This is a genomic window from Streptomyces sp. NBC_00080 (assembly GCF_045041255.1).
Classification (GTDB): Bacteria; Actinomycetota; Actinomycetes; order Streptomycetales; family Streptomycetaceae; genus Streptomyces; species Streptomyces coriariae.
In genome coordinates this window covers 568,944-594,759 of sequence record NZ_CP108235.1, presented here as the reverse complement: position 1 = coordinate 594,759, position 25,816 = coordinate 568,944, and the positions used below count along the sequence as shown (strand labels likewise).

Genomic DNA, 25,816 nt, shown 5'->3' with positions numbered 1-25,816 from the left:
CGCGGGGCGGGCACCGGATCCGATGCACCCGCTCGGCGCCTCTTGATCGTTTTCCGGGCCGCGCCTACGCTTCCATGCCCATGGAGACGGGGGAGCCGGACCGTGGGCGCAGGACGTGGCCCGCCAGGCCGGCCAGGCATCGTGTGACCGGGGCTGTGCTGGCCGGGGCGGTGGGGCTGGCGGTACTGGGCGCGGTGCTCGTCCTCCTGCCGGGTGTGGTGGTCGACCACGACCTCGCCGGGGCGAGGGTCCCCGCGCAGGACCGGCTGACAGCGGTGAACGACGTCCGCACGACCCTGCTCCAGGCCGTCGGCGGTCTGGTCGTGCTGTTCGGCGCGTACGCCACCTGGCGGCAACTGCGCGTCAGCCAGGACGGCTTGCGCGCCACCCAGGAGGGCTATGTCACCGACCGGTTCAGCACGGCCGTCGATCAACTCGGCAGTGACAAGCTGGAGACGCGTATCGGCGGACTCCACGCGCTGTGGCGGATCGCGGAGCACTCCGCCCGCGACCGCGAGGCCGTCATCTCCATCCAGGCCGCCTACCTGCGTACACACCTGCCCTGGCCGCCCGTCGGGCCGGAGGCTCCGGCGACGGACGTCCCCATCAACGACGTCGTGCCGCTGGAGGTCCGGGCCCCCGACGCCCAGGTGGCGCTGACCGGGCTCGGAGTGCTGCTGCTGCAACCCCGGGAGCAGTCCTGGATCAACCTGAGTGTCACGGACCTGCGCCGGGCGGACTGCGACGGGCTGTGGCTGCACGAGGTCAACCTCGACCGATCCTGCATGGAGGCGGCGGGTCTCTACCACGCCAACCTCACCCAGGCGTCCCTCGTCGCAGTCAACCTGAGGCACGCCGACCTCAAGACGGCGATCCTGCGCCGGGCCCGCTGTGCGCTGGCCGACCTGAAGGGCGCACGGCTCGTCCAGACGGACCTGCGTGACGCGGACTTCACCGAGGCCGACCTGCGCGAGGCGAACGTGCGCAAGGCCGATGCGGGGGGCGCTGTCTTCCGCCGCGCCGACCTGCGCCTGGCCGACCTGCGTGGCTCCGACCTGAGCACGGCCGACCTGCACCAGGCCCGACTCACCGGCGCGTTGGCCAGCGAGCGCACACGCTGGCCGGCCGGATTCGACCCCTCGGCCGCGGGCGTCGTCGTCGCCGAGGATCCCGGCCCCGAACCTCCGCCGCTGCTCCAGCCTTCCGGGATCACGACGCAGCACCCGCAGCTGCGTTCCATGCCGTGACCGGGACCCGGATGCGGGTGTGTCCGGTGGGGTCTCGCCGGCCTGGTGTCAGGTGGTGTAGAGGTCGTAGGTGGGGGTGTGGTGGGGGTCGGCGATGACGTCGAGGCGGGGGTCGACGGTGAGGATGGCCTGGTGCATGCGCTGGAGCTGGGGTGAGGGTTCGACGCCGAGTTCGTCGATGAGGCGCTGGCGCAGGCGGCGGTAGGTGTCGAGGGCGGCGGCCTGTCTGCCGGAGCGGTAGAGGGCGAGCATGGCCTGCGAGTGGAGGCCCTCGTGCTGGGGGTGGCGGGCGGTGAGGTGGGTGAGTTCGGCGGTGAGTTCGCTGTGGTGGCCGAGGCGGAGTTCGGCATCGATGCGGCGTTCCTGGGTGACGAGGCGGCTCTGGTGCAGGCGCATGGTCTCGATGCGCAGGACGGGGCCGTGCGGCACGTCGACGAGTGCTTGTTCCTGCCAGAGGCCGAGAGCTTGGTCGAGCAGGCGTGCGGCGTCGCTGTCCTGACCGTTCTCGAAGGCTCTGTGGCCCTGGGCGGCGAGTTGTTCGTAGCGGTGGGCGTCGACGGTGTCGGGGGGGATCTGCAGGAGGTAGCCGCCGTAGCGGGTGGCGAGGATGTCCTTGGCGGTCGGGGTGGGCGTGTCGGCCTCCGTGGTGCCCGGGGAGTTGGTGCCGGTGCTGAGGAGGGCTCGGCCGAGCATGCGGCGCAGCTGGAGGATGTAGGTCTGGAGGGTGGTGAGGGAGCTGTCGGGGAGGTCGGTGTCCCAGAGTTCCTCCATGAGGGTGGGGACGGGGACGACCTGGCCGGGCCGGAGGGCGAGGAGGGCGAGGATCTGGCGGGGTTTGCCTGCGGTGGGGACGATGTCTTTTCCGTTGATTTCGGCGTCGAGTGCACCCAGAACTTTTATGTCCATTGTTCCTCCGTACCGTTTGCGTGTTGCGTGGCGGTCGGTTCGAAGCGGTGGTGTGGCTTTCGATAGTGTCTTCGGTGGGGGTTGTCGCGGAGTGTTCGAGGGTCGGCCGCGAGGGGGCCTGAAGGTTTCGTGGAGGGGAGCGCGAGGCGGCGCCGAGTGGTTCTCCAGCGGTATTCCAGTGCGGGCGGTGAAAGGGAACCCGTCGGACGCCCGGCGCGGCCTGTGCGAGCTGGCGATGTGTGCGGACGTGGGTCGGCCGGCGGGCTGACGCTGTCGCCCGTTTCCGGCCGTGGCGGCGGAATGGGAGTCCGGCCGTCCGTCGTGGTGCGGACCCTCCTCCTCACGGGGCTGCCGCGGCCCGGCTACGGGCAGGGTCGGCTTCCCGTCCGGTCTGTCCGAGGCGGGAAAACACTCGCCCTCCGGGCCGCTGCCGTCGCGTCCGGCCGCCACGGGTTCAGGCGTCACCCGTCCGTCGGCAGCCTGCCGGGCGGACTTGAATTCTCCTGGAGAATTGGTCCACGAAGGACCGGGGTGAGCGGGCCGGGCCCTGCATTCCGTAAGGCACGCGGACTAGCATGCCGGGAAATGCCACGTATTCCGGCACGGAGGGCGGCGTGGAGTCCGTCAGTGATGTCGCCGCCGGAAATGATTGCGTTTCCGAATGGCTGTCAGGAGGTGCAGGTCGTCTCTGGTCGGACAGGTGCCCGGGTTACTTGATCGCCTGGCGTCACAGTCCTGCCGACCGTCTCACCTGCTCGTGAACTCATTCTGCGGCTCCCGGTCGTCCCTTTTGCGCGGCGGCGTGCCGAGAGTGCTGCGTGGTCTGTGTCCCGGGTGGTTTTCGTTTGTCATCGCTGACGTAGTTTCGGGAGGTTGTCGTGTCTGAGTTCGCCGAGTCGCCCGCTGCTGGTGCCACTGCTGTCGGCGGTGGGGTTACGGGTACGGGTGTCTGGTTGGTCGGGGCGCGCGGGTCGGTCGCCACGACGGTGGTCGCGGGGTGTGCCGGGCTGGTGGCGGGGTTGTATCCGGCGACAGGTCTGGTCACCGAGACCGAGGAGCTCGCCGCCGCGGGGCTGCCCGCGTTGTCGTCGCTGGTGTTCGGCGGGCATGACACGGTGGACTGGCCGTTGGTCAAGCGTGCCGAGGTGCTGGGGGAGCAGGGCGTGCTGCCGTACGGGCTGGTGCGGGCGGTGCGTGGTGAACTCGCCGCGGCCGACGAGGAGATCCGTCCGGGAGGACCGGCGGCGGGTGACGGCCGCAGTGACGAGGAGCTGACAGCGGCGTTCGCCGCGGACATCGAGAGTTTCACCCGACGCCGGGGCCTGGCGCGCACGGTGGTGGTCAACGTCGCTTCCACCGAGCCGGTCCCGGTGGCGGACGGGCGGTTGCCGGCGAGTTCGCTGTACGCCGCGGCGGCGCTGCGGGCGGGTTGCGCGTACGTGAATTTCACCCCCTCGACGGGAGTGGGCCATCCGGCGCTGGAGGAGTTGCGCCAGCGGGCGGGCGTGCCGTGGGCGGGCCGCGACGGCAAGACCGGGCAGACCCTGCTGCGGGCGGTGCTGGCGCCGATGTTCCGCCAGCGCGCCCTGGGCGTGCGGGCCTGGTCGGGGACCAATCTGCTGGGCGGCGGAGACGGGGCGGCGCTGGCCGATCCGGCGGCGGCCGCGGCGAAGAACGCCGGCAAGAACCGCGTCCTCGAGGACAACCTGGGCGCGCTGCCCGAGGGGGAGGTGCACATCGACGAGGTGCCCGCCCTGGGCGAGTGGAAGACGGCCTGGGACCATGTGGCCTTCGAGGGGTTCCTCGGCTCGCGGATGGTGCTCCAGACGATCTGGCAGGGCTGCGACTCGGCGCTGGCCGCACCGCTCGTGCTCGACCTGGCCCGGCTGACCGCCCGCGCGCAGGAGGTGGGGATCACCGGCGGTCTCGCGGAGCTGGGTTTCTACTTCAAGGATCCCGACGGCGGCTCCGCGGCGCTGGCCGAGCAGTACGACGCCCTGGTCGCCTTCGCCGAGCGGCTGGCGGGCGGCCGGTGAGCGAGCTCCGTGACTGGGCCGAACTGCTGCGCGTCTCGGCGCTGTTCACCGTTCCCGGGGACGTGCTGGCGGGGGCCGCGGCGAGCGGCCGGCGCCCGGGTGCCGCCACCGCTCTGGCCGTCGGAGCCTCGCTGTGCCTGTACGAGGCGGGGATGGCGCTCAACGACTGGGCCGACCGGGACGAGGACGCCGCCGAGCGCCCTCACCGGCCTGTTCCCTCGGGCCGGATCGCCCCCGGGCAGGCGCTGGCGGCGGCCGCCGTGCTGACGGGCGCGGGCCTGGGTCTGGGTTTCGCCGCGGGCCGGCCCGCCGCATGGTGCGCGACGGCTCTCGCGGGCACCGTGTGGGCCTACGACCTGGGGCTGAAGCACACCGCCGCGGGCCCGGCGGCGATGGCCGCGGCCCGCGGCCTGGACCTGCTCATGGGCGCCGTGGCCACCGCCGGCCCGTCAGCCGGGCACCCCCCGGCCGGCCCCTCCGCGGGCGCCACGGTGGCTGCCCCGGCGGGGGCCGGGGCGGGCCCGTCGGCTGGTGGTACCGCCGGGGCGGTGCGCCGAGCGCTGCTGCCCGCTGCCGCGCTCGGCGCGCACACCTACGCGCTCACCACCGTCTCGCGGGCCGAGACGCGGGGCGGCGCGTGGGGCGGCCCGCTCGCCGCACTCGGTGTGACGGCCGTCCTCGGCGCCCTGGTCGGCACCGATGGGCGGTCCGGCCCGGCCGCCCGGTGGCGCCGGAGCGGGCCCGCCGGCGCCCTCGGCGTGCCCGGTGCACCAGGTACACCGGGCGGGCCGGGCGGGCTCGGCCGGGCCGTGCTGGCCGGTGGCTATGTGGTCACGGCTGGACGGCCCTTGGTGCACGCCGTGCTCAATCCGTCGCCGGCGTTGACCCAACGGGCCGTGGGCGGCGGTATCCGTGCGCTGATCCCGCTCCAGGCGGCTCTCGCGGCCCGCTCCGGCGCGCCCGTCTCCGCCGCGCTGCTTGCCGGGCTCGTGCCTGTGGCACGTCGGCTGGCCGGGAAGGTGAGCCCCACATGAGTGTCCGTCTGGGCTACGGCACGAACGGCCTGAGCGATCTGCGGCTCGATGACGCACTGGATGTACTGGCCGAACTCGGCTACGACGGCGTCGGGCTGACGTTGGATCACATGCACCTCGACCCGGTGGGCCCCGGCCTGGCCGGGCGCGTCGCGCGGGTCGCCGACCGGCTCGACACGCTCGGTCTGTCCGTCACGGTGGAGACCGGCGCCCGCTACGTCCTCGACCCACGCCGCAAGCACGGTCCCACCCTGCTGGACGCGGAGCCCGAGGGGCGGGCGGCGCGGAGTGCGCTACTGGTCACCGCCGTGCGGGTCGCCGCGGACCTCGGCGCTCACGCGGTGCACTGTTTCAGCGGTGTCCGTCCCGCGGGCACGGGCGAGGATGCGGCATGGGAACTGCTCGGGGCTTCCCTGACCCCGGTCCTGGACGCCGCGGCGCAGGTGGGGGTTCCGCTGGCGATCGAACCGGAGCCCGGTCACCTGCTGGAGACACTCGCCGGCTTCCACCGGCTGCGCGGGCAGCTCGACGACCATCCGCTGCTCGGTCTCACGCTCGACATCGGCCACTGCCAGTGCCTGGAGCCGCTGCCGCCGGCGGACTGTGTCACCGCGGCGGGACCCTGGCTGCGGCACGTGCAGATCGAGGACATGCGCCGTGGCGTCCACGAACACCTCCCCTTCGGCGACGGCGAGATCGACTTCCCGCCCGTCCTGGCCGCGCTGGACGCCACCGGATACCAGGGGCTGACGGTGGTCGAACTGCCCCGCCACTCCCACGCCGGCCCCGAACTCGCGCGCTCCTCCATGGCGTTCCTCCGCACCCAACTCACCACCCTCAAGCACCAACCCCCCGCCGCCGGCCCGACGTCCACAGGCCTGGCCGCCGCCGGCCCGGCCCCCATCGGCCCGACGCCCGCTGGCCCGGCCCCCACCAGCCCGACGCCCGCCGCGCCCCCCGCCGGCAGAGCCACCCCGGCACTCGCTGACGTCGCTCCAACTCCGCCCGACCGAGCTGTTGTTGGCCGAACGTCCGCCGCAGCTCCCAGCGTCTCCGCCGCACCGCCCGGCACGTCTGCCGCGACCCTCGGCGCCTCCGCCGCGCCGCCCGGCGTGTCTGCCGTAGTGCCCGGCATGTCCGCCGTAGTGCCCGGCACGCCCGCCGCGCCGCCGTCCGCCGCGCGTCTCGCCGCGGCCGCGGGCGCTGGCGCTGTGCCCGGTCCCGCTTCCGCCGCGCTCCCCACCGTCTCCCCGCCGTCGTCCGCGTAAGGAAACCCGCATGTCGGTCATCCGAGAGGAACTGTCCGCCCGCCTCGGCTCCGAGGCCGCCGCCTGGCTCGATGCCGCGCTCGCCGACGCACGCGCCGCCGCGCCCCCCGACCAGGACCCTGCCGAGCCTCCCGCGAGGGATACCGCGTCTCCCGACAGCCCGGCCCCCGAGCCTCCCGCGCGGGATGCCACGTCGCGTCGGAGCGTACCCGCGTGGGAGCTGCGGTTCGCCGCGGCCGGCCGGGTGTGTGCCGGCCCGGAGGCGGCGGAGGCGGCCCGGGTGCTGCTGCTGCGCACCGCCCGCCCGAGCGCGGCCGCCGTGGCCCGCCTCTACGACCACGGCAGCGGCGCCGAACGCCGCGCCGTCCTGCTCGCCCTGCCGCACCTGCCCCTCACACCCGCTCAGGGTGTGGCGCTGGTCGAGGACGCGCTGCGCGCCAACGACACCCGGCTCGTGGCGGCGGCCGTCGGCCCCTATGCCGCCGCCCACCTGCCCGCCCACGCCTGGCGGCACGCCGTACTGAAGTGCCTGTTCACCCAGGTACCGCTGGCCGCCGTGGCCGGGCTCACCGACCGCGCCCGCGGTGACGGCGAACTCGCCCGCATGCTCGCCGACTTCGCCGCGGAGCGCACCGCCGCCGCCCGGCCCGTCCCCGACGACCTGCACCACGTCCTCGCTTTCGCCCTCGCCGCCAAGGAAGCCTGATGCGCATCTTCGACCCGCACATCCACATGACCTCGCGCACCACGGACGACTACCGGGCGATGCACGAAGCCGGGGTGCGTGCCGTGGTCGAACCCTCCTTCTGGCTCGGCCAGCCGCGGACCTCGCCGGAGAGCTTCCTCGACTACTTCGACGCGCTGCTGGGCTTCGAGCCCTTTCGCGCCGCCCAGTACGGCATCGCGCACCACTGCACCATCGCCCTCAACCCCAAGGAGGCCAACGACCCGCGCTGCCTGCCCGTCCTGGAGGAGCTGCCGCGCTACCTCGTCAAGGACGGCGTCGTGGCGGTCGGGGAGATCGGCTACGACTCGATGACCCCCGCCGAGGACACCGCCCTCGCCGCCCAGCTCGAACTCGCCGCCGAGCACGGCCTGCCCGCTCTGGTGCACACCCCGCACCGCGACAAGCTCGCCGGACTGCGCCGCACCCTGGACGCCGTGGCCGAGTCCCGGCTGCCTGCCGAGCGGGTCCTGCTCGACCACCTCAACGAGACGACCGTGAAGGAGGCCAAGGACTCCGGCGCCTGGCTGGGCTTCTCCGTCTACCCGGACACCAAGATGGACGAGCACCGTATGGTCGCCGTCCTCGACGAGTACGGACTCGACCGGGTGCTGGTCAACTCCGCCGCGGACTGGGGCAACAGCGACACGCTGAAGACCCGTATGGTCGCCGACGCGATGCTCGCCGCGGGCTTCGGCGAGGACGACGTGGACCAGGTGCTGTGGCGCAACCCCGTCGCCTTCTACGGGCTCAGCGGCCGCCTCGTCCTCGAGCCCGCCGCACCCGCGGCCCTGCACGAGGGCAACTCCCTGCTCCGCGGCGGAGAGTGAACCGTGCGCTTCAGCCACCCCGACGGCTCGACCGTCCATCTCGCCTACTGCACCAACGTCCACCCCGCCGAAACCCTCGACGGTGTCATCGCCCAGCTCGGCGCCCACTGCGAACCGGTCCGCCGCCGGCTGGGCGTCGAACGGCTGGGCGTAGGACTGTGGTTGGCCCGCGACGCGGTCCACGCCCTCACCGCGGACCCGGCCGCACCGGGCAGGCTGCGCACCGAACTCGACCGGCGCGGCCTGGAAGTGGTCACCCTCAACGGTTTCCCCTACGAGGGCTTCGGCGCCGAAGAGGTCAAGTACCGCGTCTACCGGCCCGACTGGAGCGACCCGGAGCGGCTCGCGTACACCACCGACCTGGCCCGGCTGCTGGCCGCCCTGCTGCCCGACGACATCACCGAGGGCACCATCTCCACCCTCCCGCTGGCCTGGCGCACCGCCTACGACGAAAGCGCCGCGCACCGCGCCCACAGCGCGCTGAACGAACTCGCCGGCCGCCTGGACGACCTGTACGAAGCCACCGGACGCCAGATCCGTATCGCCCTGGAACCGGAACCGGGCTGCGTGGTGGAGTCGACCGCCGACGCGCTCGCCCCGCTCGCTGCGCTGCCCGCCCACCGCATCGGCCTGTGCCTGGACACCTGCCACCTCGCCACCGGCTTCGAGGAGCCCGTCGGCGCGCTGGCCGCCCTGGACCGGGCCGGCATCACGGTGTTCAAGACCCAGCTGTCCGCGGCCCTGCACGCCGACGACCCCAGCGACCCGGCCGTACGCGCGGCGCTCGCGGCCTTCGACGAACCGCGCTTCCTGCACCAGACCCGGGCCCGCGTCTTCGGGACCCTGCACGGCACCGACGATCTGGGCCAGGCGCTGACCGAGGGCGCGCTGCCGGACACCGTGCCCTGGCGCGCCCACTTCCACGTCCCGCTGCACGCACCCCCCGCCCCACCGCTGACCTCCACCCTGGACGTGCTGCGCGACACCCTGAGCGTCCTGCTCGGCGGCCCGCACCCGCGCACCCGCCACCTGGAGGTCGAGACCTACACCTGGCAGGCCCTGCCCGCCCGCTCCCGCCCCACCACCGACGCCGCCCTCGCCGACGGCATCGCCGCCGAACTCCGCCTCGCGGCCGACCTGCTGGCCGACCTCGGACTCAAGGAGCAGCAGTGACCACCAGCCCCACCCCCCTGCTCGTCCTGGATGTGGTGGGCCTGACCCCCGCGCTCCTGGACCACATGCCCCATCTCAAGGCGCTGGCCGGCCGCGGTTCGCAGGCCGAGCTGGGCACGGTGCTGCCGGCTGTCACCTGTGCCGCGCAGTCCACCTTCCTCACCGGGACGCTTCCCGCGGAGCACGGCATCGTCGGCAACGGCTGGTACTTCCGTGAGCTCGGCGATGTCCTGCTGTGGCGTCAGCACAACGGTCTGGTGGCCGGTGACAAGCTGTGGGACGCCGCCCGGCGGGCGTACCCCGGTTACACGGTCGCCAACATCTGCTGGTGGTACGCGATGGGCGCCGACACCGACTACACCGTCACCCCCCGTCCGATCTACTACGCCGACGGCCGCAAGGAACCCGACTGCTACACCCGGCCCCCGGCCCTGCACGACGAACTCACCGAGAAACTCGGCACCTTCCCCCTCTTCCACTTCTGGGGACCCGGCGCAGGCCTGCCGTCCAGCGCCTGGATCATCGGCGCGGCCCGGCACCTCAACCGCACCCGGCGTCCCGACCTGACCCTGTGCTACGTGCCTCACCTGGACTACGACCTGCAGCGCTTCGGCCCCCGCGACCCGCGCTCGCTGAAGGCCGCCACCGACCTCGACACCGAACTGGCACCGCTGCTGGAGGAGGCGGCGGCGGCGGGCCGTACGGTCGTCGTGCTGTCCGAGTACGGGATCAGCGAGGTGAGCAGGCCCGTCGACATCAACCGTGCCCTGCGCCGCGCGGGTCTGCTCGAGGTGCACACCCAGGACGGCATGGAGTACCTCGACCCGATGACGTCGCGTGCCTTCGCGGTCGCCGATCACCAGCTCGCGCATGTCTATGTGCGCCGTCCCGAGGACCTGCCCCGTGTGCGGGAGGTGCTGGAGGAACTGCCGGGGGTCGGTGAACTCCTCGGCGACGAGGGCAAGAAGAAGCACGGTCTCGACCATCCGCGCTCCGGTGAACTCGTCGCCGTGGCGGAGCCGGACGCCTGGTTCACGTACTACTACTGGCTCGACGACGCCCGCGCGCCCGACTTCGCGCAGCTGGTGGAGATCCACCGCAAACCCGGCTACGACCCGGCCGAGCTGTTCATGGATCCCCTGGACCCGTACGTGAAGGTCAAGGCGGCGGGTGCGCTGGCCCGCAAGAAGCTCGGCATGCGGTACCGGCTGGCGGTGGTCCCGCTGGATCCCTCCCCGGTGCGCGGCAGCCACGGCCGGCTGCCGCAGCGTGCCGAGGAGGGGCCCGTCCTGCTGTGTTCACGCCCCGGTGAGGTGGCCGGCTCTCTCGCCGCCACGGAGGTCAAGCCGTTGCTGCTGCGGCTGGCGGGCATCGGCTGAGCCGAAGTCCGGTGCCGCTCACGTCGGCCGCCCTCACGCCCCGCAGCCGCCCTCACGCGCCGGCGGGGCCGTCCGGCCGCGGGTACCGGACCGTGACGAGACGGGTGAGGCCGGACACCGACAGGACCCGTTCGAGCAGCGGGCCGGCGATGAGTTCGATGCGGTCGGCGTGGGCGAACAGGACGTTGAGACCCGCGCTGGATCCGGATGCATCGCCGATTCCGATCAAGGCCCGTTCGCGCTGCGGCAGGTGCGGCAGGTGCGGCAGGTGCGGCATGGTCGGGGCGACCTATGTCGCGAGGGTCCGCCGCCGTGCGTGTGCCGCGGACAGCTCCGCGGCGGCTCGGCGGGCACTCCCGGCGAGATGGGGTGAGCCCCACGCGAGGGCCGTGCGTTCGGCCAGTACGTAGTTCGCGGCCGCGGATCCTTGCTCGTCGAGAAGCCGGTACAGGTCGGCGAGGGCGTGGGCGAGGGGACGGGTCGCGTAGACCGCGCCGGCCGCCCCGGCCAGCTGGTGCCGGAGGGGCAACAGGTGCTCGACCAGCGCGGCCGCGGTCTCCTGGTCGTGCTGGAGGACGGCGAGCTGGGAGCGGAAGTCGAGTTCCATGCCGTAGAGGTGGTCGGTGACGGGTTCCGCGGGGAAGCTCACGGCCTGCGCCTCGTCGAGCCTGTCGAGGCGGGCCAGGACGAGCGCGAGTGCCACCCCGACCGGGGCACCGACGGATTCGTACACGGCGCGCATCACCGGTTCGATCTCGGCCGTACGGTCCTGGGCGAGCCGGATGGTGGTCAGTCCCAGCGTGCGCAGGCCCTGGGCATGGTGTGCCCCCACGCGCTGCAACAGGACGTCCGCCTCGGCGTACCAGGACTCCGCCTCCTCAGAGAGGAAACCTGCCTTGCGCACGCCCTGCCTTCGTCTGACGACCTTCCTCGGGACAGCCGCCGCCTGCGCCGAGGCCTGACCAGGCAGCAGGCGGTGAGAGGGGCGGACCCTCGGGCCCGCCCCTTCCACCGTCTTCACCGGGGCTACTCGACCTTGGCCCAGTCGAGCGTGCGTTCCACCGCCTTCTTCCAGCCCGCGTACCCTTCCGCGCGCTGGTCTTCGGACCACTGGGGCTCCCAGCGCTTGGACTCCTGCCAGTGCGTGCGCAGCTCGTCGGTGTCGCGCCAGAAGCCGGTGGCCAGACCCGCCGCATAGGCGGCGCCGAGCGCGGTGGTCTCGGCGACGACCGGACGGCTGACCGGTACGCCGAGGACGTCGGCCTGGATCTGCATGCACAGGTCGTTGGCCGTGACGCCGCCGTCGACCTTGAGCACGTCGAGGTGGACTCCGGAGTCCTGCTCCATGGCCTCGACCACGTCGCGGCTCTGGTAGCAGATGGACTCCAGGGTCGCCCGGGCCAGGTGGCCGTTGTCGTTGTAGCGGGCCAGACCGACGATCGCGCCGCGGGCGTCGGAGCGCCAGTACGGAGCGAACAGGCCCGAGAAGGCGGGAACGAAGTACATCCCGCCGTTGTCCTCGACGGTTCGCGCCAGCGTCTCGCTCTCCGCCGCATTGTTGATGATCTTCATCTGGTCGCGCAGCCACTGCACCGCCGACCCGGTGACGGCGATGGAGCCCTCCAGGGCGTAGATCGCCGGGCTGTCGCCGAACTGGTACGCCACGGTGGTCAGCAGACCGTGCTGCGAACGGACCAGCTCCGTACCGGTGTTGAGGACCAGGAAGTTGCCCGTGCCGTAGGTGTTCTTGGCCTCGCCCGGCGCGTAGCAGACCTGTCCCACCGTGGCCGCCTGCTGGTCGCCGAGCACCCCGGTGATGGGGATGGCGGCGCGCAGCGGCCGGGAGGAGCGGGTCACGCCGAACGCCTCGCGGTGGGAGGACGGGTTGATGGTGGGCAGCATCTGCCGGGGGATGCCGAAGAAGCCCAGCAGCTCGTCGTCCCAGTCGAGGGTCTCCAGGTCCATCAGCATGGTGCGGCTGGCGTTGGTCACGTCGGTAGCGTGGACCCCGCCGTCGGGGCCGCCGGTCAGGTTCCACAGCACCCAGGCGTCCGTGTTGCCGAAGAGGGCGTGACCCTGTTCCGCCGCTTGGCGGACGCCGTCGACGTTCTCCAGAATCCACTGGATCTTGCCGCCGGAGAAGTAGGTCGCCGGCGGCAGCCCCGCCTTGCGGCGGATGACGTCGCCCTGGCCCGAGCGTTCCAGGGCCGCCGCGATGGAGTCGGTGCGGGTGTCCTGCCAGACGATGGCGTTGTAGTAGGGACGTCCGTTGCGCGGGTCCCACACCACGGTGGTCTCCCGCTGGTTGGTGATGCCGATCGCGGCGAGATCCTCGGGGGAGAGGTTGCCGTGTCGCAGCGCGTTCTGCATCACCGAGTTGGTGCGCTCCCAGATCTCCACCGGGTCGTGCTCGACCCACCCCGAGCGCGGAAGGATCTGGGCGTGCTCCAGCTGGTGCTTCGCCACCTCGTTGCCGGAGTGGTCGAAGATCATGAATCGGGTGCTGGTGGTGCCTTGGTCCACCGCGCCGACGAAGTCAGCCATGGGTTGCCGCCTCTGCTGTGGGTGTCATTCCTCGGGGGACGGAACTCGGCCGGGAGGCTCGGGCTCCGCCGTCGGCAGGAACCGGCCGACGAAGACCTTGTAGATGCCGGCGCCGAGCAGGCCGCCGATCAGGGGACCGACGATCGGCACCCAGAAGTAGAGATTCCCGTACTGATCTCGCCATGCTGTGCCGTAGCCCGTGATGAAGCTCGCCAATCGGGGCCCGAAGTCACGTGCCGGGTTGATCGCGTAACCCGCGTTGGTGCCCCACGCCATACCGATGGCCACGACGATCAGACCGACGATGAAGGGGGCCAGATTGGCACCCGGCGGCGTGTTCAGCAGGTCCGTGACCGCCAGGATCAGCAGGAGCAGGATGGCGGTGCCGATGACCTGGTCACGGAACGCGCCCCACTCGTGGACCGGCAGGTTCGGATTGCCGTTGGCGGGGAGCGTGGAGAACACACCCTGTGTCTTGATGGTGTGCCCGGGGTCGGCCTTCGCCAGTGCCTCGGTGTAGTTCCACCGCACGATGAGGGCCGCCACGAAGGCGCCGGCGGTCTGGGCCAGCGCGTAGGGCGCCACCTTGCTCCACGGGAAGCCCTTGAACGTGGCCAGGGCGACCGTCACCGCCGGATTGAGATGGGCGCCGCTCAGTCGCGCCGCGACGTAGACGCCCAGGGTGACGCCGAGGCCCCAGGCCCAGGCGATGCTGTCGTGGTTTCCGAGTCCTCCCGGCGGCGTCGTGAGCGCTCCACCGGCGACCACCTGGGCCACCACGCCACAGCCGAAGAGAATGAGAATCATCGTGCCCACGAACTCGGCCGACATTTCGCCGACCAACCCCAACCTTTTGAATCGCTCAGCCATGGAAGCCCGCTTCCCGCCGGCGCTGAGCCGGCACGTCGACTGCTCGAGCTCTCCCGGACAACAGCATAGGGCGATCATGGACTAAGCGCACAAATGGGGCATTTTTCGTTTTCTCGGCCTTCCCATCACCGTGGGTGCGGGAACCCCGGTGACGCGCCGTCCACCATCCGTGCGCGGTCCGTGGTCGAAGGTGTCGACAGTCGCAGGACGCCCCGCCCCCGCCGTACGTGGAAAGGGAACGTGAACCGAGAGGCAGCGACGGCTCCTGTCTGTCGGCGTCGGAGGAACTCGCCTCCCGGACGGCCGGGCTGCCGCACACGTACCTCCGCGAGCGCATCGCGGACAGCCGGTCCGGCCGACGGTGGTGGTCGCGGCGCCGTCGCTGGGTGGGTCGCTCGGGCCGGACCGCTTGAGGCCGGGTGGCCGTTCGCCGGATCGAGGGGGTGAGCGTCAGCGGGCGGGTTGGATGTCGCCCTGGGTGGTCAGGGCGACGGAGTCCTGGTGGGCGAATGCACCCGGCGGGATGCCCGGGAGGTGTCCCGCCGCCGCGGTGGACTCACGGGTGGCCGCGGGACCCAGGGTGAGGCGGGAGACGATGCGGTAGCGATCTCCCCGGTAGACGGAGTGGACGTACTCGACGGGCCGGCCGCCGGTGTCTCTGGTGAGGCGCTCGAACAGGAGCGCGGGAGACAGATGGGGTACCCCGAGGAGCTTGGCCTCCGCCTGGCTGACGACGGTGGGCTCGATGGTCTGGACCACGCCCCTTAGACCTCCCCTTCGGCAAGCCCCGGCTGGACGGGTAGGACCAGCCGGGGTGGTCACCAGTCCGCCTCGGACCGGGTCGGCGGTGCACGCGGGTTGGTGATCGGTGCGACCCTTAGCTGACTGCCCGTCAACCTCCGCTGCCAGTGCCGTAGTCGACCGGACGCGAGCAGAGTCGCCGATTTCGTGGGCACGCGCGCGACTGTTTATGATCTTGGTCATGTCTGTGCAGAGCTTTGACAAGAACCTCTCCCGCAAGCAGAGACTTCAGGAGAAGCAGCGCCGTCAGCTGGCGGTGGTGGACACCGTGGACAAGGCCGAGACCAAGGTCCGCAAGGCAGAGGTCGAACTGGCCTTGGCCGTCACCGAGGCAGTGCAGGTGTTCGGCGACGAGCAGTCCGCGTCCGAGGGGCTCGACATGCCGGTCGAAGCGATCCGGCGCTTCCTCGGCATGGCCCAGGACGAAGCGTCCGGCGCCGACAACGTCGTCGAGGTCGCCGACAAGACCTGAGGCCTTCGGCGGCCCCGGACGGTCACCGGGCGCACCGGCCGCGCGGCCATGTGGACGAGCGAGACAGGCCCCTGGAGGCATCGGTGCGAGGGCATCAGTCGAAGGGGTCGAAGTCGTTGATCTGATCGCTCGTCGTGGGGCTGGTGGCCTGCCATTGCCCGGGACTCAGCAGACGCGTCCGCGCGGCCAGGCGGTGCAGGGCGGCGACGGCACCTTCGTCGAGTTGCGCCCCGCTGTAGCCGACGTACGCCACAACACCGGGCACCGGCTCCCAGGCCAGCGCGCCATTGCCACCCAACGCGGAGGTGATGACGGCGGGCTTGCCGTGCACGGTCCCTGCCGTCCGGACACGGCCGCCGTACAACTGGTCCTCGAGGCCGCCGCACCGGGCGGCGCCGGTGAAGGTCAGGCCTCCTGACAGCTCGTCGGCCTCCCCGGTCTCGGCTGAGCCGTACCGGGCCTCGTGCACATAGAGCGGGCGTGAGCTGCCGGTGGCCGTCACCGACAGTGCGGGCGGCGGTTCGACGACCGGGCGGCCCGAGACGACGCGAGTGGCCGCAGCGACAGCGACCAGTTCGGACTGCGGCAGATCTCCTCGGATCCGTGCGTAGGCGTCCCCGACCGGCCAGGTGATCCCGTGTTCGAGACTCCTTCCCGAGACGTTGCCGACCTGGACCGGGCGCCCCTTCGCCGGCGCCGGTACAGGGAACGTGACCACCGCGCCGTGCCGCCCCAGGGACCCGTCCGAGCGTCGTAGCACCACCGTCGACGGTCCTGCGTTCGCCGTGCGGTCACGCTTGATCAGCGTGGCACCCTGAGGCAGTGGCAGCCCTGTGATCACCATGCCAGGGGTCTGCCCCGCCCTGACGGTCGTGTCCGGGCCGTCAGGAAAGGCACTTCCGGAAGCCGATGCCGACGACGAGTCCAAGGGCGTTGCGGGGGCCTGCTCGTCCGACCCGCCCATGGTCACGATGCCCACCACGAGGGCAGCGGACAGGGCCGTCGCCGAGGCTGCCGCGATCAGCCGACGCGGCGGTCTCCAGGGCGGTCGGTCCGGGCCACCGCTGAGCACATCCCCCATGCCGGCAGTCTGCCCCACGGGTTCCGGGCCGTACAGCGAGCTGCGCCGTCGGCCTCTATCCGGGCACTCTTGGTGCACTCGACCTCGTCGGTACGCGCTGCTTGGGTATGGCCCCCGAACCTGACGCTTCTCCGTCGATGACCACTCACGTGAGTGCGGTGACCGACGGAGTCACCGGGGTCTTCAGGTGGGAGGAAGGCGCACATGTCGAGGTCCGCGACCTGGGCGGAGAGGTCGTCATCGAGGCGACGCCTCCGGGTTGAGGACGCCGGCAGGCCACCTCCTCACGCTCGCCCAGGCCGACACACCGGATGGCGCTCACCTGAGGACTCGACGGACGAGCGGGAGTTCCAGGCGCCGGGCAGCACGGGGTCATTCATTCTCTGTCATGGTTCTGTACGCCTCGTGGCGTACGTCGGCGTTCTGGTGTCCGCGCAGCAGGCGCAGCAGCGATCGCCACTCCTCGGGCCAGTCGAGCGGGCCGCCCGTGCCCTTCGCGAGGCCGACCGCCAGCAGGCCCGTCGCGGTGCCGCCGTCGCGGGCGAACCGGTCGGCCGCGGCCAGCAGGGCCTCGGCACGCTGCGGAACAGCGCGATACGCCGAGGACGGCCGCAGCCGGTCGGACGTGTGGGTCGCGACGGTCGTACCGGCGCCCTCAAGAGCGTCCGCGAGGTATTGCAGTCGTTCGAGCAGCGCGGACGGCTCCACGGTGCGATCGACCAACTGGCCCAGCAGGTGCGCGCGTTCGGCGACCAGTAGAGGTTCCGACGCCAGCTGTTCCGCGACCGCTTCGAGCAACTCGGCTCGCACTCCGTCGACGTAGCCGAACGACGTCAGGTTCCGGAGCCGCTGCAGCGCCGGCAGGTCCCGGCCCTCCAGCGCGTCACAGCCGCCCTCGTCGGTGTGCATCGCGGCCAGCAACTCGGCCACCGCGCCGTGGAACATGCTGCCCGGCGCGGCCCCGCCCACGGGGTGCGGCAGCTCGGACACGGCCAGATCGCGCATCACCCACCCCGCGAACTGCCAGTGCGTACGCTCGCCGAGGTCGCAGACGGTACGAGTGATACGGACGGCCAGGTCGGTCGAGTAGCGGCACCACACCCCCATGGCGCGCAGCACGGCATAGCCGCCCCCGAAACCCTCCGTGAGCGCGAGCGACGTGTCGTACGCCGCGACGACCACCGCGGCGTAGGCGCGGCGGTGCGTCTCGGCCAACTCCCAGGGGGTGACGGCCAGAAGTGCTTCGTGCACGGGTCGGGCGTCGTCGCGCGCGACGTCGTCGAGCAGGTGCCAGGCTGCCGGCTCGCCGAGCAGCGGCGGCAGTGCGCGGACGACGGCGGCCCGCACGTCGGGGTGGCGGTCGGGAGCCTGGAAGGTGCCCGCCAGCAGGGAAACTGCCCGCCGGGGCGGTAGGAAGCACGCGGCGAGCCGTACGGCCTCCTTGCGGGAGGTCACCTTCGCGGGCCGCTCCCCGGTGAGCAACGCGCCCAGGGCGAGGGCGAGTTCGGAGGGAGCGGTGAAGCGGGCGGCGCGGGACGCCGCGTACACGGCCACCCGGGCCCGGTCGCTGCCCGCCTGCTCCAGGAGCGCGGGCAGGGTGTCGTGGGGCCGATCGGTCCAGGGCAGGGCGCCGAGCGCGGCCTCGGCGACGACGACCTCCGGGTCGTCCTTGTGCGCGAGTGCCAGCGCCCGCCCGAACTCGGGCACCGGGGCCGCGGCCCGGATGAGGGCGGCCCGCTCGTCGAGCGGAAGAGAATCGTCCGCGATCGCCTCTCCGGCCAGCAGCACCGCCGCCCGCTGCTGGCGGGGCAGCCAGCGGTCGCTGTCGCCGAGGTCCGGCAGCGGGCGCCGGGCCCCGTCCACCAGGAAGCGCCCGTAGGGCGCGGACGCGTCGAGCAGGGAGTCCAGCAGATCCGTGCGCCGTCGGCTCAGTACCCGCCGTACGGGCGGGAGGACGACCGACGACGGTTCGAGCGCGACGATCCTGGCGACCCGTTCGCCGCGGGTCGCCGGCGCGGCCAGCCACAGTTCGGCCGCCACCCGAAAGGTCTCGTCGTCGCCGCGTTCCAGGGCCGTGACCAGCCTCTCCTGGAGCTCGGGCAGCCGCCGGGCGCGTGGCCCCAGTGCGGCGGCCAGGCCCAGCAGCAGCCGGAAGTCGGCGCGTCCGGCCCCGGCGTCGAGCCAGGGGCGCAGGGCCTCGAACACCTGGTGCTCCTGGCCCCGCCGCAGGACGCGGTGCAGGGGGCCGAAGTCGGGTACGCCGACCCGGCTCGTGATGCGCTCCAGGGTGCGCAGCGCCCAGTGCCGCAGCTCCGACGCCTCGTCCGTGGCGTGCTCGACGAGCAGACGTACGGCGAGGGTGCGCAGTGCCGTCAAGGTCCCGGCGGAACTGTCCCGGGCCTCGAGTACGCCGGCGGCGATCACGTCCAGCAGGGGGACGTCGTCGGCGCCGAAGAGCCGCGGGTGCGTCCCGGCGAGCGCGCCGAGCGCCGCGGCGCGTACCGGGTCCCGCTCGTTGCGCAGACGGCGGCCCGCCGTGGTCAGCAGCTCGGTGATCGCCTCCCGGCTGCCGTCCCGGGCGGCGCAGGCCACGAACAGCGGCCAGGCGGCGGCCCGGTCGTCGGCGTCGGACCGTCCGATCGCCGCGAGCAGCGCGGGACGTGCCTCGTCGATCGGGCCGTGGGCGAGGGTGTCCAGGTCGTCCCACCAGTAGCCGGTGCCGTCGAACTCGGCCGCCGCACGCCGGACTTCCGCCCAGCGGCGCTCGCGCGGCAGCAGGCCGAGGACACTGAGCGCCGCGTTCCGCTGCGTCCCCGCGTCGGCGACCGCGTCCACGAACGCGGGGCGTCGGCCGGGCGCGATGGCCTTCACCAGGGCCCTGAAGTGGTCGCCGCGGTTCAGCCAGTGACGGCCCAGCGCGGTCAGCGCCGCGGGTTCGGCCCGCACGAGCCTGTGCAGCACTCCGGGCGGCGGTATCGGCTCATGGCGCTGTTCCCGGCGGTCGGGGGAGGTGATCCAGCGGATCACGCGTTGGGCGTCGGCGGTCACGAGGGGGCCGAGTCCGCTGTTCAGCGCGGGCGGCAGACTGCCGGGACCGTGCCGTTCCAGCAGGCCCATCACCCGCTCGGGGCGCAGCGGCGCGAGTGCCGCGACCGTGGTGGCGTGCAGACGCCACCAGTCGTCCCGCTGCGGGCCGCCCGCCCGGTCGGCCAGGGTCTGCTCGGCGTGGTCCAGCACGGGGTCGGGGTGCCGGCCCGCGAGCCGCGTCCAGCCGTCGACGGCGTGTGCCAGCCCCGGCAACTCCCGCGCCACGAAAGAGGGAGTGCAGGCCGGCAGCAGCCGCGCGGCCTCGACGTCGCCCCATTCCACGCGCAGCCGCGCCACCAGCCGTTCGGCGAGCGCGGTACGGCCTCCCGCGGCGAGCAGCCGGGCCAGCCGCTGCCGCAGCACGGCCGGCGCGTCGTCGTACGCCGCCTCCACCGCCCGGTCCGGTACGGGCAGGTCACGTGCGGCGCGCCGCGCATAGCCGGCGACGACCGGGTCCGGGTCGGCCAGCCGCTCCGCGAGGAACCCCGCGTCCCGTCCGACGAGCGCCGCCAACGCCGCGAGCCGGCGCTCGTACGGCCCGCGCCCGTCCAACTCGGTCAGGAGCGGGGCGAGCGTCCCGTGGTCCGCGAGGCTGCGTGCGGTCCGCGCCGTCAGAGTCAGGCGCGCGGGGAACGGCAGCGGTGCGAGGGCGGAGAGCAGTTGCTCCGCGTTGATCGGCATCCGCTGATTGTGCCCGGCGATATTCGTTCATGCGATCGGATAAGTGGACCGCCACTTCGTACGAGGCAGCGGTCGATCTCGCGTCATTCCCGCTCCGGGGAAGATCCGTGGGAAGAGGGACCCGAGTGCTCCTGAGCCGAGATGTGCCGGCAGCGCACGGCGAGGGCCGCGATGTCGTCGTCGAGCCTTCCGCCGGCGTAGCGGAGCAAGTCCCTGTGGAGCTCGGTCAGCAGCTCACGGGGCGGGGCCGCGCGGTGCCGGCTCATCCAGTCCGGCAGCGGGAAGAACGTGCCGCTGCGGTCGCGGGTTTCCGTCACGCCGTCGGTGTAGAGCAGCATCTGATCGCCCGGGACGAAGGCGACGGTGTCCACGTGGTAGTGGTCTCCGAGGAGCGCCGCGAGATTGAGGGGTGTGGAGGGGCGGGTGGGCTCGAGTACGTGGATTTCGCCGTTCTGCACGAACACCGGTGGAGGGTGCCCGCAGTTGAGGACCTTGACGTGCCCGCTGCCGTAGGGGATCTCGGTGATCAGGGCGGTGGCGAAGTGCTCCTGCTGATCGTCGGCGGGGATCGCGGCGCTGTAGCGGGTCATGGTGATCTGCAGGCGGCGGACCAGTCCCTTCAGGTCGGGCTGGTCGTACGCGTTCTCCCGGAAACAGTTGATCACTGCCGCGGCCGCCCCCACCGCCGACAGGCCCTTGCCGCGTACGTCGCCGATGAGCAGGCGGACTCCGTACGGTGTGTCGGCCACCTCGTAGAAGTCGCCACCGATCCGGGCCTGCTCCTGGGCCGCCCGGTACAGGGATTCGATCTCGATGCCCTGGATGAGGTGCGGCAGGGGGCGGAGCAGCACCTTCTGGGCCGCGTCGGCGACGAGCCGGACCTGGAAGAGCGTCTCCTCGCGCTGGAGTCGGAGGTGGCTCGCATAGGCGGCCGCCAAGGTGACCGCAGCGATCGCGGCAACCGTGTACGGAGTCCCCAGATCGGAGTAGACGAAGCTGATGCCGATCATGAGCAGTAGGCAGAACGTCCCCAGCAGGACGGTCGGGAGCACGGGCCACAGCGCGGCTGCGAGGGCGGGTGCCGCGGGCAGGAGGCGGCTGAAGGCGATCTCTCTCGGAGTGGAGAAGGCCAGAGCGGCGATGACGACGGTGACGAGCACCGGTGACAGCAGTACGGCCTGCCGCTGGCCGCCGTAGGGACGGTGGCGGCGCCTGAGCTGCACTGGCCTGATCACAATTCCGATCTTATCGGGACGATATGGGTGGCAACTGGATCCGCCACTCTGTGATCACCCTTGGTTGGGCCCGGTCGCACCGCTATCACGTTGCCGGGGCGGGATACCGGCACGTGGTTCGTCGCCGTGCGGGCAGCCACGACGCCTTCCGTGGCCGCCCGCACGACGACGTGCTCAGGGCTTGGCGGTGTACACGACACCGGCCAGGCTCTGGGCCGCGGCGCCCCACACCTGGTCGTACAGGGAGGAGTCGAGGCCGAGTGTGTAGAGGAGCCAGGCGGTCGTGACGCCGTAGGTCAGTTTGAGCTGAGCGGTCCGGGTGATGGTTCCGCTGTCGCAGCCGAAGCCCGAGCTGTCCTCGAAGCCGCAGTGGAACCCACCGGTGATGACGCGCAGTTGGGTGGCGGCCGGCTTGGCGTCGTACATCCTCTGCTGGTTGTCGGCGACACCGGCGATGCTGTCGGCGCTACCGCCGACGTACTGGACGGGGATGCCCAGCGCGCTGGAAGCACCGACGGCGGAGGGGTTGGTCTCCGCCGCCGCGAGAGTGGAGACCGACCTCACGGCCGGGTTCCTGCTTGCGGCGACCAGTGCCGCGCCCCCGCCCATTGAGTGCCCCGAGACGGCGAGTCGGCTGGTGCTGACCGCGCCGGCGAACCGTGAGCCGGTGGTGCTGTTCTGGGCGGTGAGCCAGGTGAGTGCCGCGTTCAGGTCGTCGGCGAACGCCGAATGGCTGGGGAACAGGCCGCCCTGGGACTTGGGTGCGACCGTGATGACTCCCCAGGAGGCGTAGTGCTTGAGCAGGCTCTCGTACTGGGTGATCGCCTGGAAGAAGCCGTGCCCGAAGGCGAGGCCGGGGTGGGCTCCGGAGGCGACCGGCGCGTTCGCCCCGGCCGTCGTGCCGGGGTACCAGACGCGTGCGCTGTACGAGCGGCCCGAGGCCGCGACCGTGAGATCGGTGTAGGCGACAGGGAACGACCCGGTGGTGGAGGGGTCCGCCGCGCGCACCGAGGCCGACGCCTGCGACGCCTGCGCGGCCGGTGCGAGGGTGAAGGCGGCTGCTGCGGTCAGCAGCAGCGCGGTCATGGACCGCAGGAGTGTACGGAACACGAGATCACCTTTTCTGAGGGAGGAAACAGTGATTTCTGGTGGTACGTCTCCGTGCTGTCCGGGCGTGCTCCGACCACGGGTCGGAGGTCCTCGCCGCCGCGGGCACGCCCGTGAGGCCCGAGCGGTGGATCGGGAGGACTTCACCTGGCTGAACGGGGCCGAGCTCTGGAGCCGGTGGCCGCGGCGGAACTCGACCGCCGCCACCGTTCGCGGGAACGCTCAGCCGCCGAAGCGCAGGGTGAAGTCGCGCAGCGTCAGGCTGACCAAGGGGGCACGGCGGCCGAGCGCGCCGAGTCGGCTGTCGGCCGGTGCCTTCCACTCGGCACGCGCCAGGCGCAGGGCGGCGCTGCCGCGGACCCGGCTGGTCTTGATCCGGCCGTCCAGTGTCTGTGCCAGCCTGAAGGCCAGCGGCCAGCGGCCGGGCAGACCTCCCCGCTCGGTGAACCGGCCGGCCGCGAGCGTGCCCCGGCCCGTCTTGGCGGCGCACGACATGCCGTCCGACCGCTGGACCTCGAAGATCGCCATCTCCTTGGGGATGCCCCACAGCGCGCGACCGCCGGCCAGGGAGGTCTCGCTGTCGACCCAGATGTCGGTGATGCACACGCGGGGCCGCGCTCCGTCGCGCACCAGGACCGCCCGCAGCAGTTCGTTGTAGTGCAGGACGCTGTCGTTCTCGTAGACGACCCAGGCCGCGCCGACCAGGCCACGGCCGCCGACGGTGAGGTGGCGGGTGCCGGGCGCGGCGGGGGGAAGTTCCGCGCGCGGCACCGGCCAGAGAGACAGGTACATCTGACCTGCCAGGTGCCAGGGCTCATCCGGGTAGTCAGTCATTCCGCGTCCGTTCCGTGGGGAGGGTGGAGGCGCCAGGCACCCGGGGCGGTGGCCGGGACGGCCGGCCGGCGCGGTGGGACGGGTGTGACCGGGCGGTACGGGAGGCCCAGGCCGGGGCGGGGGTCGGACTCTCCCTTGTTGGGCCACAGGGCGGTCGCCCGCTCGGCGAAGGCGGTGATGGTCAGCGAAGGGTTGACGCCGAGGTTGGCGGAGATCGTGGAGCCGTCGATGACATGCAGTCCTGGATAGCCGTGAAGGCGATGGTAGGGGTCGATGACGCCGGTGCCGGCGCTGTCGCCGACGGTGCACCCGCCGATCAGGTGACCGGTGGTGGGGATGTCGAAGAGGTCTGCCCAGGTGCCGCAGGCCTGACCGCCGATCCGGTCGGCGGCCGTGCGGGCGGCTCGGTGTCCCGCGGGGATCCAGGTCGGGTTGGGTGCGCCTTCGCCGGGCCGGCTGCTGAGGCGGCGCCGGCCGGTTCGGGTGCGCCGCAGACAGGTGGTCACCGAGTTGTCGACCGACTGCATGACCAGCAGAACCACGGACTGCTGCGACCAGCGGCGAGGGTTGTGGAGCGCGGGAAGACGGCGGGCGTTGCGTGCCATGACGGCGAGTCCCACGAGGAGGCGGGACCGTCCCGGCACCGGGTCGACGAGCATCGCTCCGAGCAGTCCGAGCAGGTTGCTGCCGCGGCCGTAGCGGACCGGCTCCACATGGGTGGTGTCGTCCAGCCGGACGGAGGAGGTGATGGCCACGCCGCGGGAGTAGTCCGCGTCGCGTGCCCGGGCGCGGACTCCGAGGATGGCCTCCGAGTTGGTCCGGGTCAGCCGTCCGAGCCGGGGTGAGATGCCGGCGAGTGAGCCGTCGTCCTTGAGGGTGTGCAGCAGACGCTGGGTGCCCAGCGCGCCGGCCGCGAAGATCACGTGGCGTGCCGTGAGCGTCTGCCGCCGCCTGCGCGGGACGGCCCCGGTGCGGACCGAGGTGACGGCCCAGCCGTCACCGGCGCGAGTGACACCGGTGACGGTGCGGCGCTCCATGACTCGCGCGCCCGCCCGTTCGGCCAGGCCGAGGTAGTTCTTGGGCAGGGTGTTCTTCGCGTTGTGCCGACAACCGGTCATGCAGGCACCGCAGTTGACGCAGGCGTTGCGCGCGGGTCCGGCGCCGCCGAAGTACGGGTCGGGCACCGCCGCGCCGGGGGTGACGTCGGTCGGACCGAAGTGGACTGCGACCGGAGTGGGGCGGAAGGTGTCGTCGCAGCCGAGCTCGCGTGCGGTGTCCTTCAGCAGCAGGTCGGCTTCGGTGAACACCGGGTTGGGTGTGACGCCGAGCATGCGACGGGCCTGTGCGAAGAACGGGGCCAGTTCGCGGCGCCAGTCGGTGAGGGACGCCCAGTGCGAGCCCTCGTAGAAGGCCGCCGGTGGTTCGTAGAGCGTGTTGGCATAGCCGAGGGATCCGCCGCCGACACCGGCGCCGCTCAGCACGAGGATGTCGCCGAGCAGGGACGCACGGAGGATGCCCGTGCATCCTAGGCGGGGCGCGAACAGGTAGTTCCGCACGTGCCAGGACGTTCGCGGGAAGTCGGTGTCGGCGAAGCGCCGGCCGGCTTCCAGGACGCCGACCCGGTAGTTCTTCTCGGTGAGGCGCAGCGCGCTGACGCTGCCGCCGAACCCCGACCCGACGACGAGTACGTCGTAGTCGAAGGCGTTCATGCGTCGTCTCTCCCTCTGAAGTCGGCCAGCAGCGGGGTGACGAGACGTTCGAGGTTCTCGCGCCGCACCTGGGGGTGGACCGCCGTGAGCGGAAGGGGGCTGTCGAGTCCGGGGACGTGCGGGAGCAGCGCGAGGTGGGGAAGGAGCACGAGCAGCAGCGACAGCAGCGCGTCCAGGTCGGCGTCCTTGCGCAGGCTGCCGGCGGCGACGGCCCGTTCCAGGAGGGGGCGGAGACCGGCCAGGTATATGGCGTTCACGGGCACCCGGACCGCGTCCCGTACGGCGGGGTTCATCTCCATGTTGGTGGCCGCGGTCACCCCGCGCTCGAGCGGCTGCCCGGCGAAGTAGTCGAGCCAGGCCTCCAGCGCGTCGACGAGATGGGCGGAGAAGTCCGAGGTCCCGTCGTAGCCGTCGAGCCACGGCTGCATGTGCGCGTAGATCCGGAGCGAGGTCTGTTCGGCGACGTAGGTGAAGAGATCGAGCTTGCCCGAGAAGTACTGGAACAGCGAGCCCTTGGCGACCCCGGCCTCGCGGGCGATGACGTTCAGGCTGCCCGTGGAGTAGCCGTGGGTGCCGAACTCGTCCATCGCCGCGACCAGTACACGCTCGCGGCGGGCCGGCGAGAGCCGGGTCCAGGTGGGCGTGGGCATGGACACTCCTCCGTGTGACCGGGCGGTCATGTGACCGCCCGGTCATGGTGGAGGCCCCGGTCATCGATGTCAACGACTCTGACAGGCATGGCTGTTGAGGGCATACGCGCACCCATTGACAGGGCGTGCCGGGCCGTCCAGCCTGTGG

21 protein-coding genes and 2 pseudogenes are annotated in these 25,816 nt (G+C 72.2%); 10 read left to right on the top strand and 13 right to left on the bottom strand.

Translation table 11 applies throughout. The features are described from left to right. Positions 1-143: 143 nt before the first annotated feature. Positions 144-1,247: a pentapeptide repeat-containing protein gene (locus tag OHU34_RS02630; RefSeq protein WP_405764394.1), complete on the top strand. Its 1,104-nt coding sequence runs from the start codon at positions 144-146 to the stop codon at positions 1,245-1,247. A 48-nt stretch (positions 1,248-1,295) separates the two neighbouring features. Here the strand turns inward: OHU34_RS02630 and OHU34_RS02625 are convergent, their stop codons facing one another. Continuing rightward, positions 1,296-2,153, bottom strand: coding sequence for an AfsR/SARP family transcriptional regulator (locus tag OHU34_RS02625; protein ID WP_142270378.1), 858 nt, complete (start codon positions 2,151-2,153; stop codon positions 1,296-1,298). 953 nt (positions 2,154-3,106) lie between these two features. Here OHU34_RS02625 and OHU34_RS02620 point away from each other — a divergent pair. From OHU34_RS02620 to OHU34_RS02590, 7 genes and pseudogenes are all read left to right on the top strand, one after another. Further along, a complete protein-coding gene (locus OHU34_RS02620; RefSeq protein WP_235034817.1) occupies positions 3,107-4,189 on the top strand; it encodes an inositol-3-phosphate synthase in 1,083 nt (360 codons plus the stop codon). Continuing rightward, on the top strand, positions 4,186-5,223 hold the full coding sequence (locus OHU34_RS02615; protein WP_405764390.1) for an SCO3242 family prenyltransferase: 1,038 nt from the start codon (positions 4,186-4,188) through the stop codon (positions 5,221-5,223). Before OHU34_RS02620 ends, OHU34_RS02615 begins: the two co-directional genes overlap by 4 nt. Continuing rightward, positions 5,220-6,044: pseudogene (locus OHU34_RS02610) on the top strand (sugar phosphate isomerase/epimerase family protein); the annotation flags it as partial. The gene OHU34_RS02615 and the pseudogene OHU34_RS02610, both read left to right, overlap by 4 nt. 457 nt (positions 6,045-6,501) lie before the next feature. Then, positions 6,502-7,197, top strand: a complete 696-nt coding sequence (locus OHU34_RS02605) for an EboA domain-containing protein (protein WP_405764388.1) — start codon at positions 6,502-6,504, stop codon at positions 7,195-7,197. Further along, positions 7,197-8,045: a TatD family hydrolase gene (locus OHU34_RS02600; protein WP_405764385.1), complete on the top strand. Its 849-nt coding sequence runs from the start codon at positions 7,197-7,199 to the stop codon at positions 8,043-8,045. Before OHU34_RS02605 ends, OHU34_RS02600 begins: the two co-directional genes overlap by 1 nt. 3 nt (positions 8,046-8,048) lie before the next feature. Then, positions 8,049-9,218, top strand: a complete 1,170-nt coding sequence (eboE, locus tag OHU34_RS02595; protein WP_142270384.1) for a metabolite traffic protein EboE — start codon at positions 8,049-8,051, stop codon at positions 9,216-9,218. After that, positions 9,215-10,597 carry a nucleotide pyrophosphatase/phosphodiesterase family protein gene (locus OHU34_RS02590; RefSeq protein ID WP_142270385.1) on the top strand — a complete coding sequence of 461 codons (1,383 nt, stop codon included), beginning with the start codon at positions 9,215-9,217 and terminating at the stop codon, positions 10,595-10,597. The genes eboE and OHU34_RS02590 overlap by 4 nt, the downstream gene beginning before the upstream one ends. Before the next feature lie 52 nt (positions 10,598-10,649). Here the strand turns inward: OHU34_RS02590 and OHU34_RS02585 are convergent, their stop codons facing one another. The 5 genes and pseudogenes from OHU34_RS02585 to OHU34_RS02565 form a co-directional block, all read right to left on the bottom strand. After that, positions 10,650-10,874 (bottom strand): hypothetical protein, encoded by a 225-nt coding sequence (locus OHU34_RS02585; protein ID WP_405764381.1) that lies wholly within the window; start codon positions 10,872-10,874, stop codon positions 10,650-10,652. A gap of 12 nt (positions 10,875-10,886) precedes the next feature. Continuing rightward, a complete protein-coding gene (locus OHU34_RS02580) occupies positions 10,887-11,501 on the bottom strand; it encodes a hypothetical protein (protein WP_405764378.1) in 615 nt (204 codons plus the stop codon). A gap of 122 nt (positions 11,502-11,623) precedes the next feature. Next, positions 11,624-13,141 carry a glycerol kinase GlpK gene (gene glpK / locus OHU34_RS02575; protein WP_142270386.1) on the bottom strand — a complete coding sequence of 506 codons (1,518 nt, stop codon included), beginning with the start codon at positions 13,139-13,141 and terminating at the stop codon, positions 11,624-11,626. A 24-nt stretch (positions 13,142-13,165) separates the two neighbouring features. Further along, positions 13,166-14,011 carry an MIP/aquaporin family protein gene (locus OHU34_RS02570; protein ID WP_142270387.1) on the bottom strand — a complete coding sequence of 282 codons (846 nt, stop codon included), beginning with the start codon at positions 14,009-14,011 and terminating at the stop codon, positions 13,166-13,168. A gap of 450 nt (positions 14,012-14,461) precedes the next feature. Continuing rightward, positions 14,462-14,767 (bottom strand): annotated as a pseudogene (locus tag OHU34_RS02565) (UTRA domain-containing protein); the annotation flags it as partial. A 226-nt stretch (positions 14,768-14,993) separates the two neighbouring features. Here OHU34_RS02565 and OHU34_RS02560 point away from each other — a divergent pair. Continuing rightward, entirely contained in the window at positions 14,994-15,284 is a 291-nt protein-coding gene (locus tag OHU34_RS02560) for a hypothetical protein (protein WP_230195061.1), read from the top strand. Positions 15,285-15,378: 94 nt separating this feature from the next. Here OHU34_RS02560 and OHU34_RS02555 read toward each other — a convergent pair whose 3' ends face one another. Next, positions 15,379-16,128 carry a hypothetical protein gene (locus tag OHU34_RS02555; protein ID WP_230195062.1) on the bottom strand — a complete coding sequence of 250 codons (750 nt, stop codon included), beginning with the start codon at positions 16,126-16,128 and terminating at the stop codon, positions 15,379-15,381. A gap of 374 nt (positions 16,129-16,502) precedes the next feature. Here OHU34_RS02555 and OHU34_RS02550 point away from each other — a divergent pair, with 374 nt between their 5' ends. Further along, positions 16,503-16,628: a hypothetical protein gene (locus OHU34_RS02550; protein ID WP_268267477.1), complete on the top strand. Its 126-nt coding sequence runs from the start codon at positions 16,503-16,505 to the stop codon at positions 16,626-16,628. Positions 16,629-16,737: 109 nt separating this feature from the next. Here the strand turns inward: OHU34_RS02550 and OHU34_RS02545 are convergent, their stop codons facing one another. From OHU34_RS02545 to OHU34_RS02520, 6 genes are all read right to left on the bottom strand, one after another. Beyond that, a complete protein-coding gene (locus OHU34_RS02545; RefSeq protein WP_405764373.1) occupies positions 16,738-20,133 on the bottom strand; it encodes a hypothetical protein in 3,396 nt (1,131 codons plus the stop codon). Positions 20,134-20,216: 83 nt separating this feature from the next. Continuing rightward, positions 20,217-21,368 (bottom strand): PP2C family protein-serine/threonine phosphatase, encoded by a 1,152-nt coding sequence (locus OHU34_RS02540; RefSeq protein ID WP_230195064.1) that lies wholly within the window; start codon positions 21,366-21,368, stop codon positions 20,217-20,219. A gap of 174 nt (positions 21,369-21,542) precedes the next feature. Next, complete coding sequence (locus OHU34_RS02535; RefSeq protein ID WP_230195065.1) at positions 21,543-22,478, bottom strand: chlorophyllase/cutinase-like alpha/beta fold protein; 936 nt, start codon at positions 22,476-22,478, stop codon at positions 21,543-21,545. A 219-nt stretch (positions 22,479-22,697) separates the two neighbouring features. Further along, a complete protein-coding gene (locus OHU34_RS02530; protein WP_142270398.1) occupies positions 22,698-23,309 on the bottom strand; it encodes an acetoacetate decarboxylase family protein in 612 nt (203 codons plus the stop codon). After that, positions 23,306-25,018, bottom strand: a complete 1,713-nt coding sequence (locus OHU34_RS02525) for an FAD-dependent oxidoreductase (RefSeq protein WP_405764368.1) — start codon at positions 25,016-25,018, stop codon at positions 23,306-23,308. Before OHU34_RS02525 ends, OHU34_RS02530 begins: the two co-directional genes overlap by 4 nt. Then, entirely contained in the window at positions 25,015-25,668 is a 654-nt protein-coding gene (locus OHU34_RS02520; RefSeq protein WP_020126485.1) for a TetR/AcrR family transcriptional regulator, read from the bottom strand. Before OHU34_RS02520 ends, OHU34_RS02525 begins: the two co-directional genes overlap by 4 nt. Between the last annotated feature and the right edge of the window lie 148 nt (positions 25,669-25,816).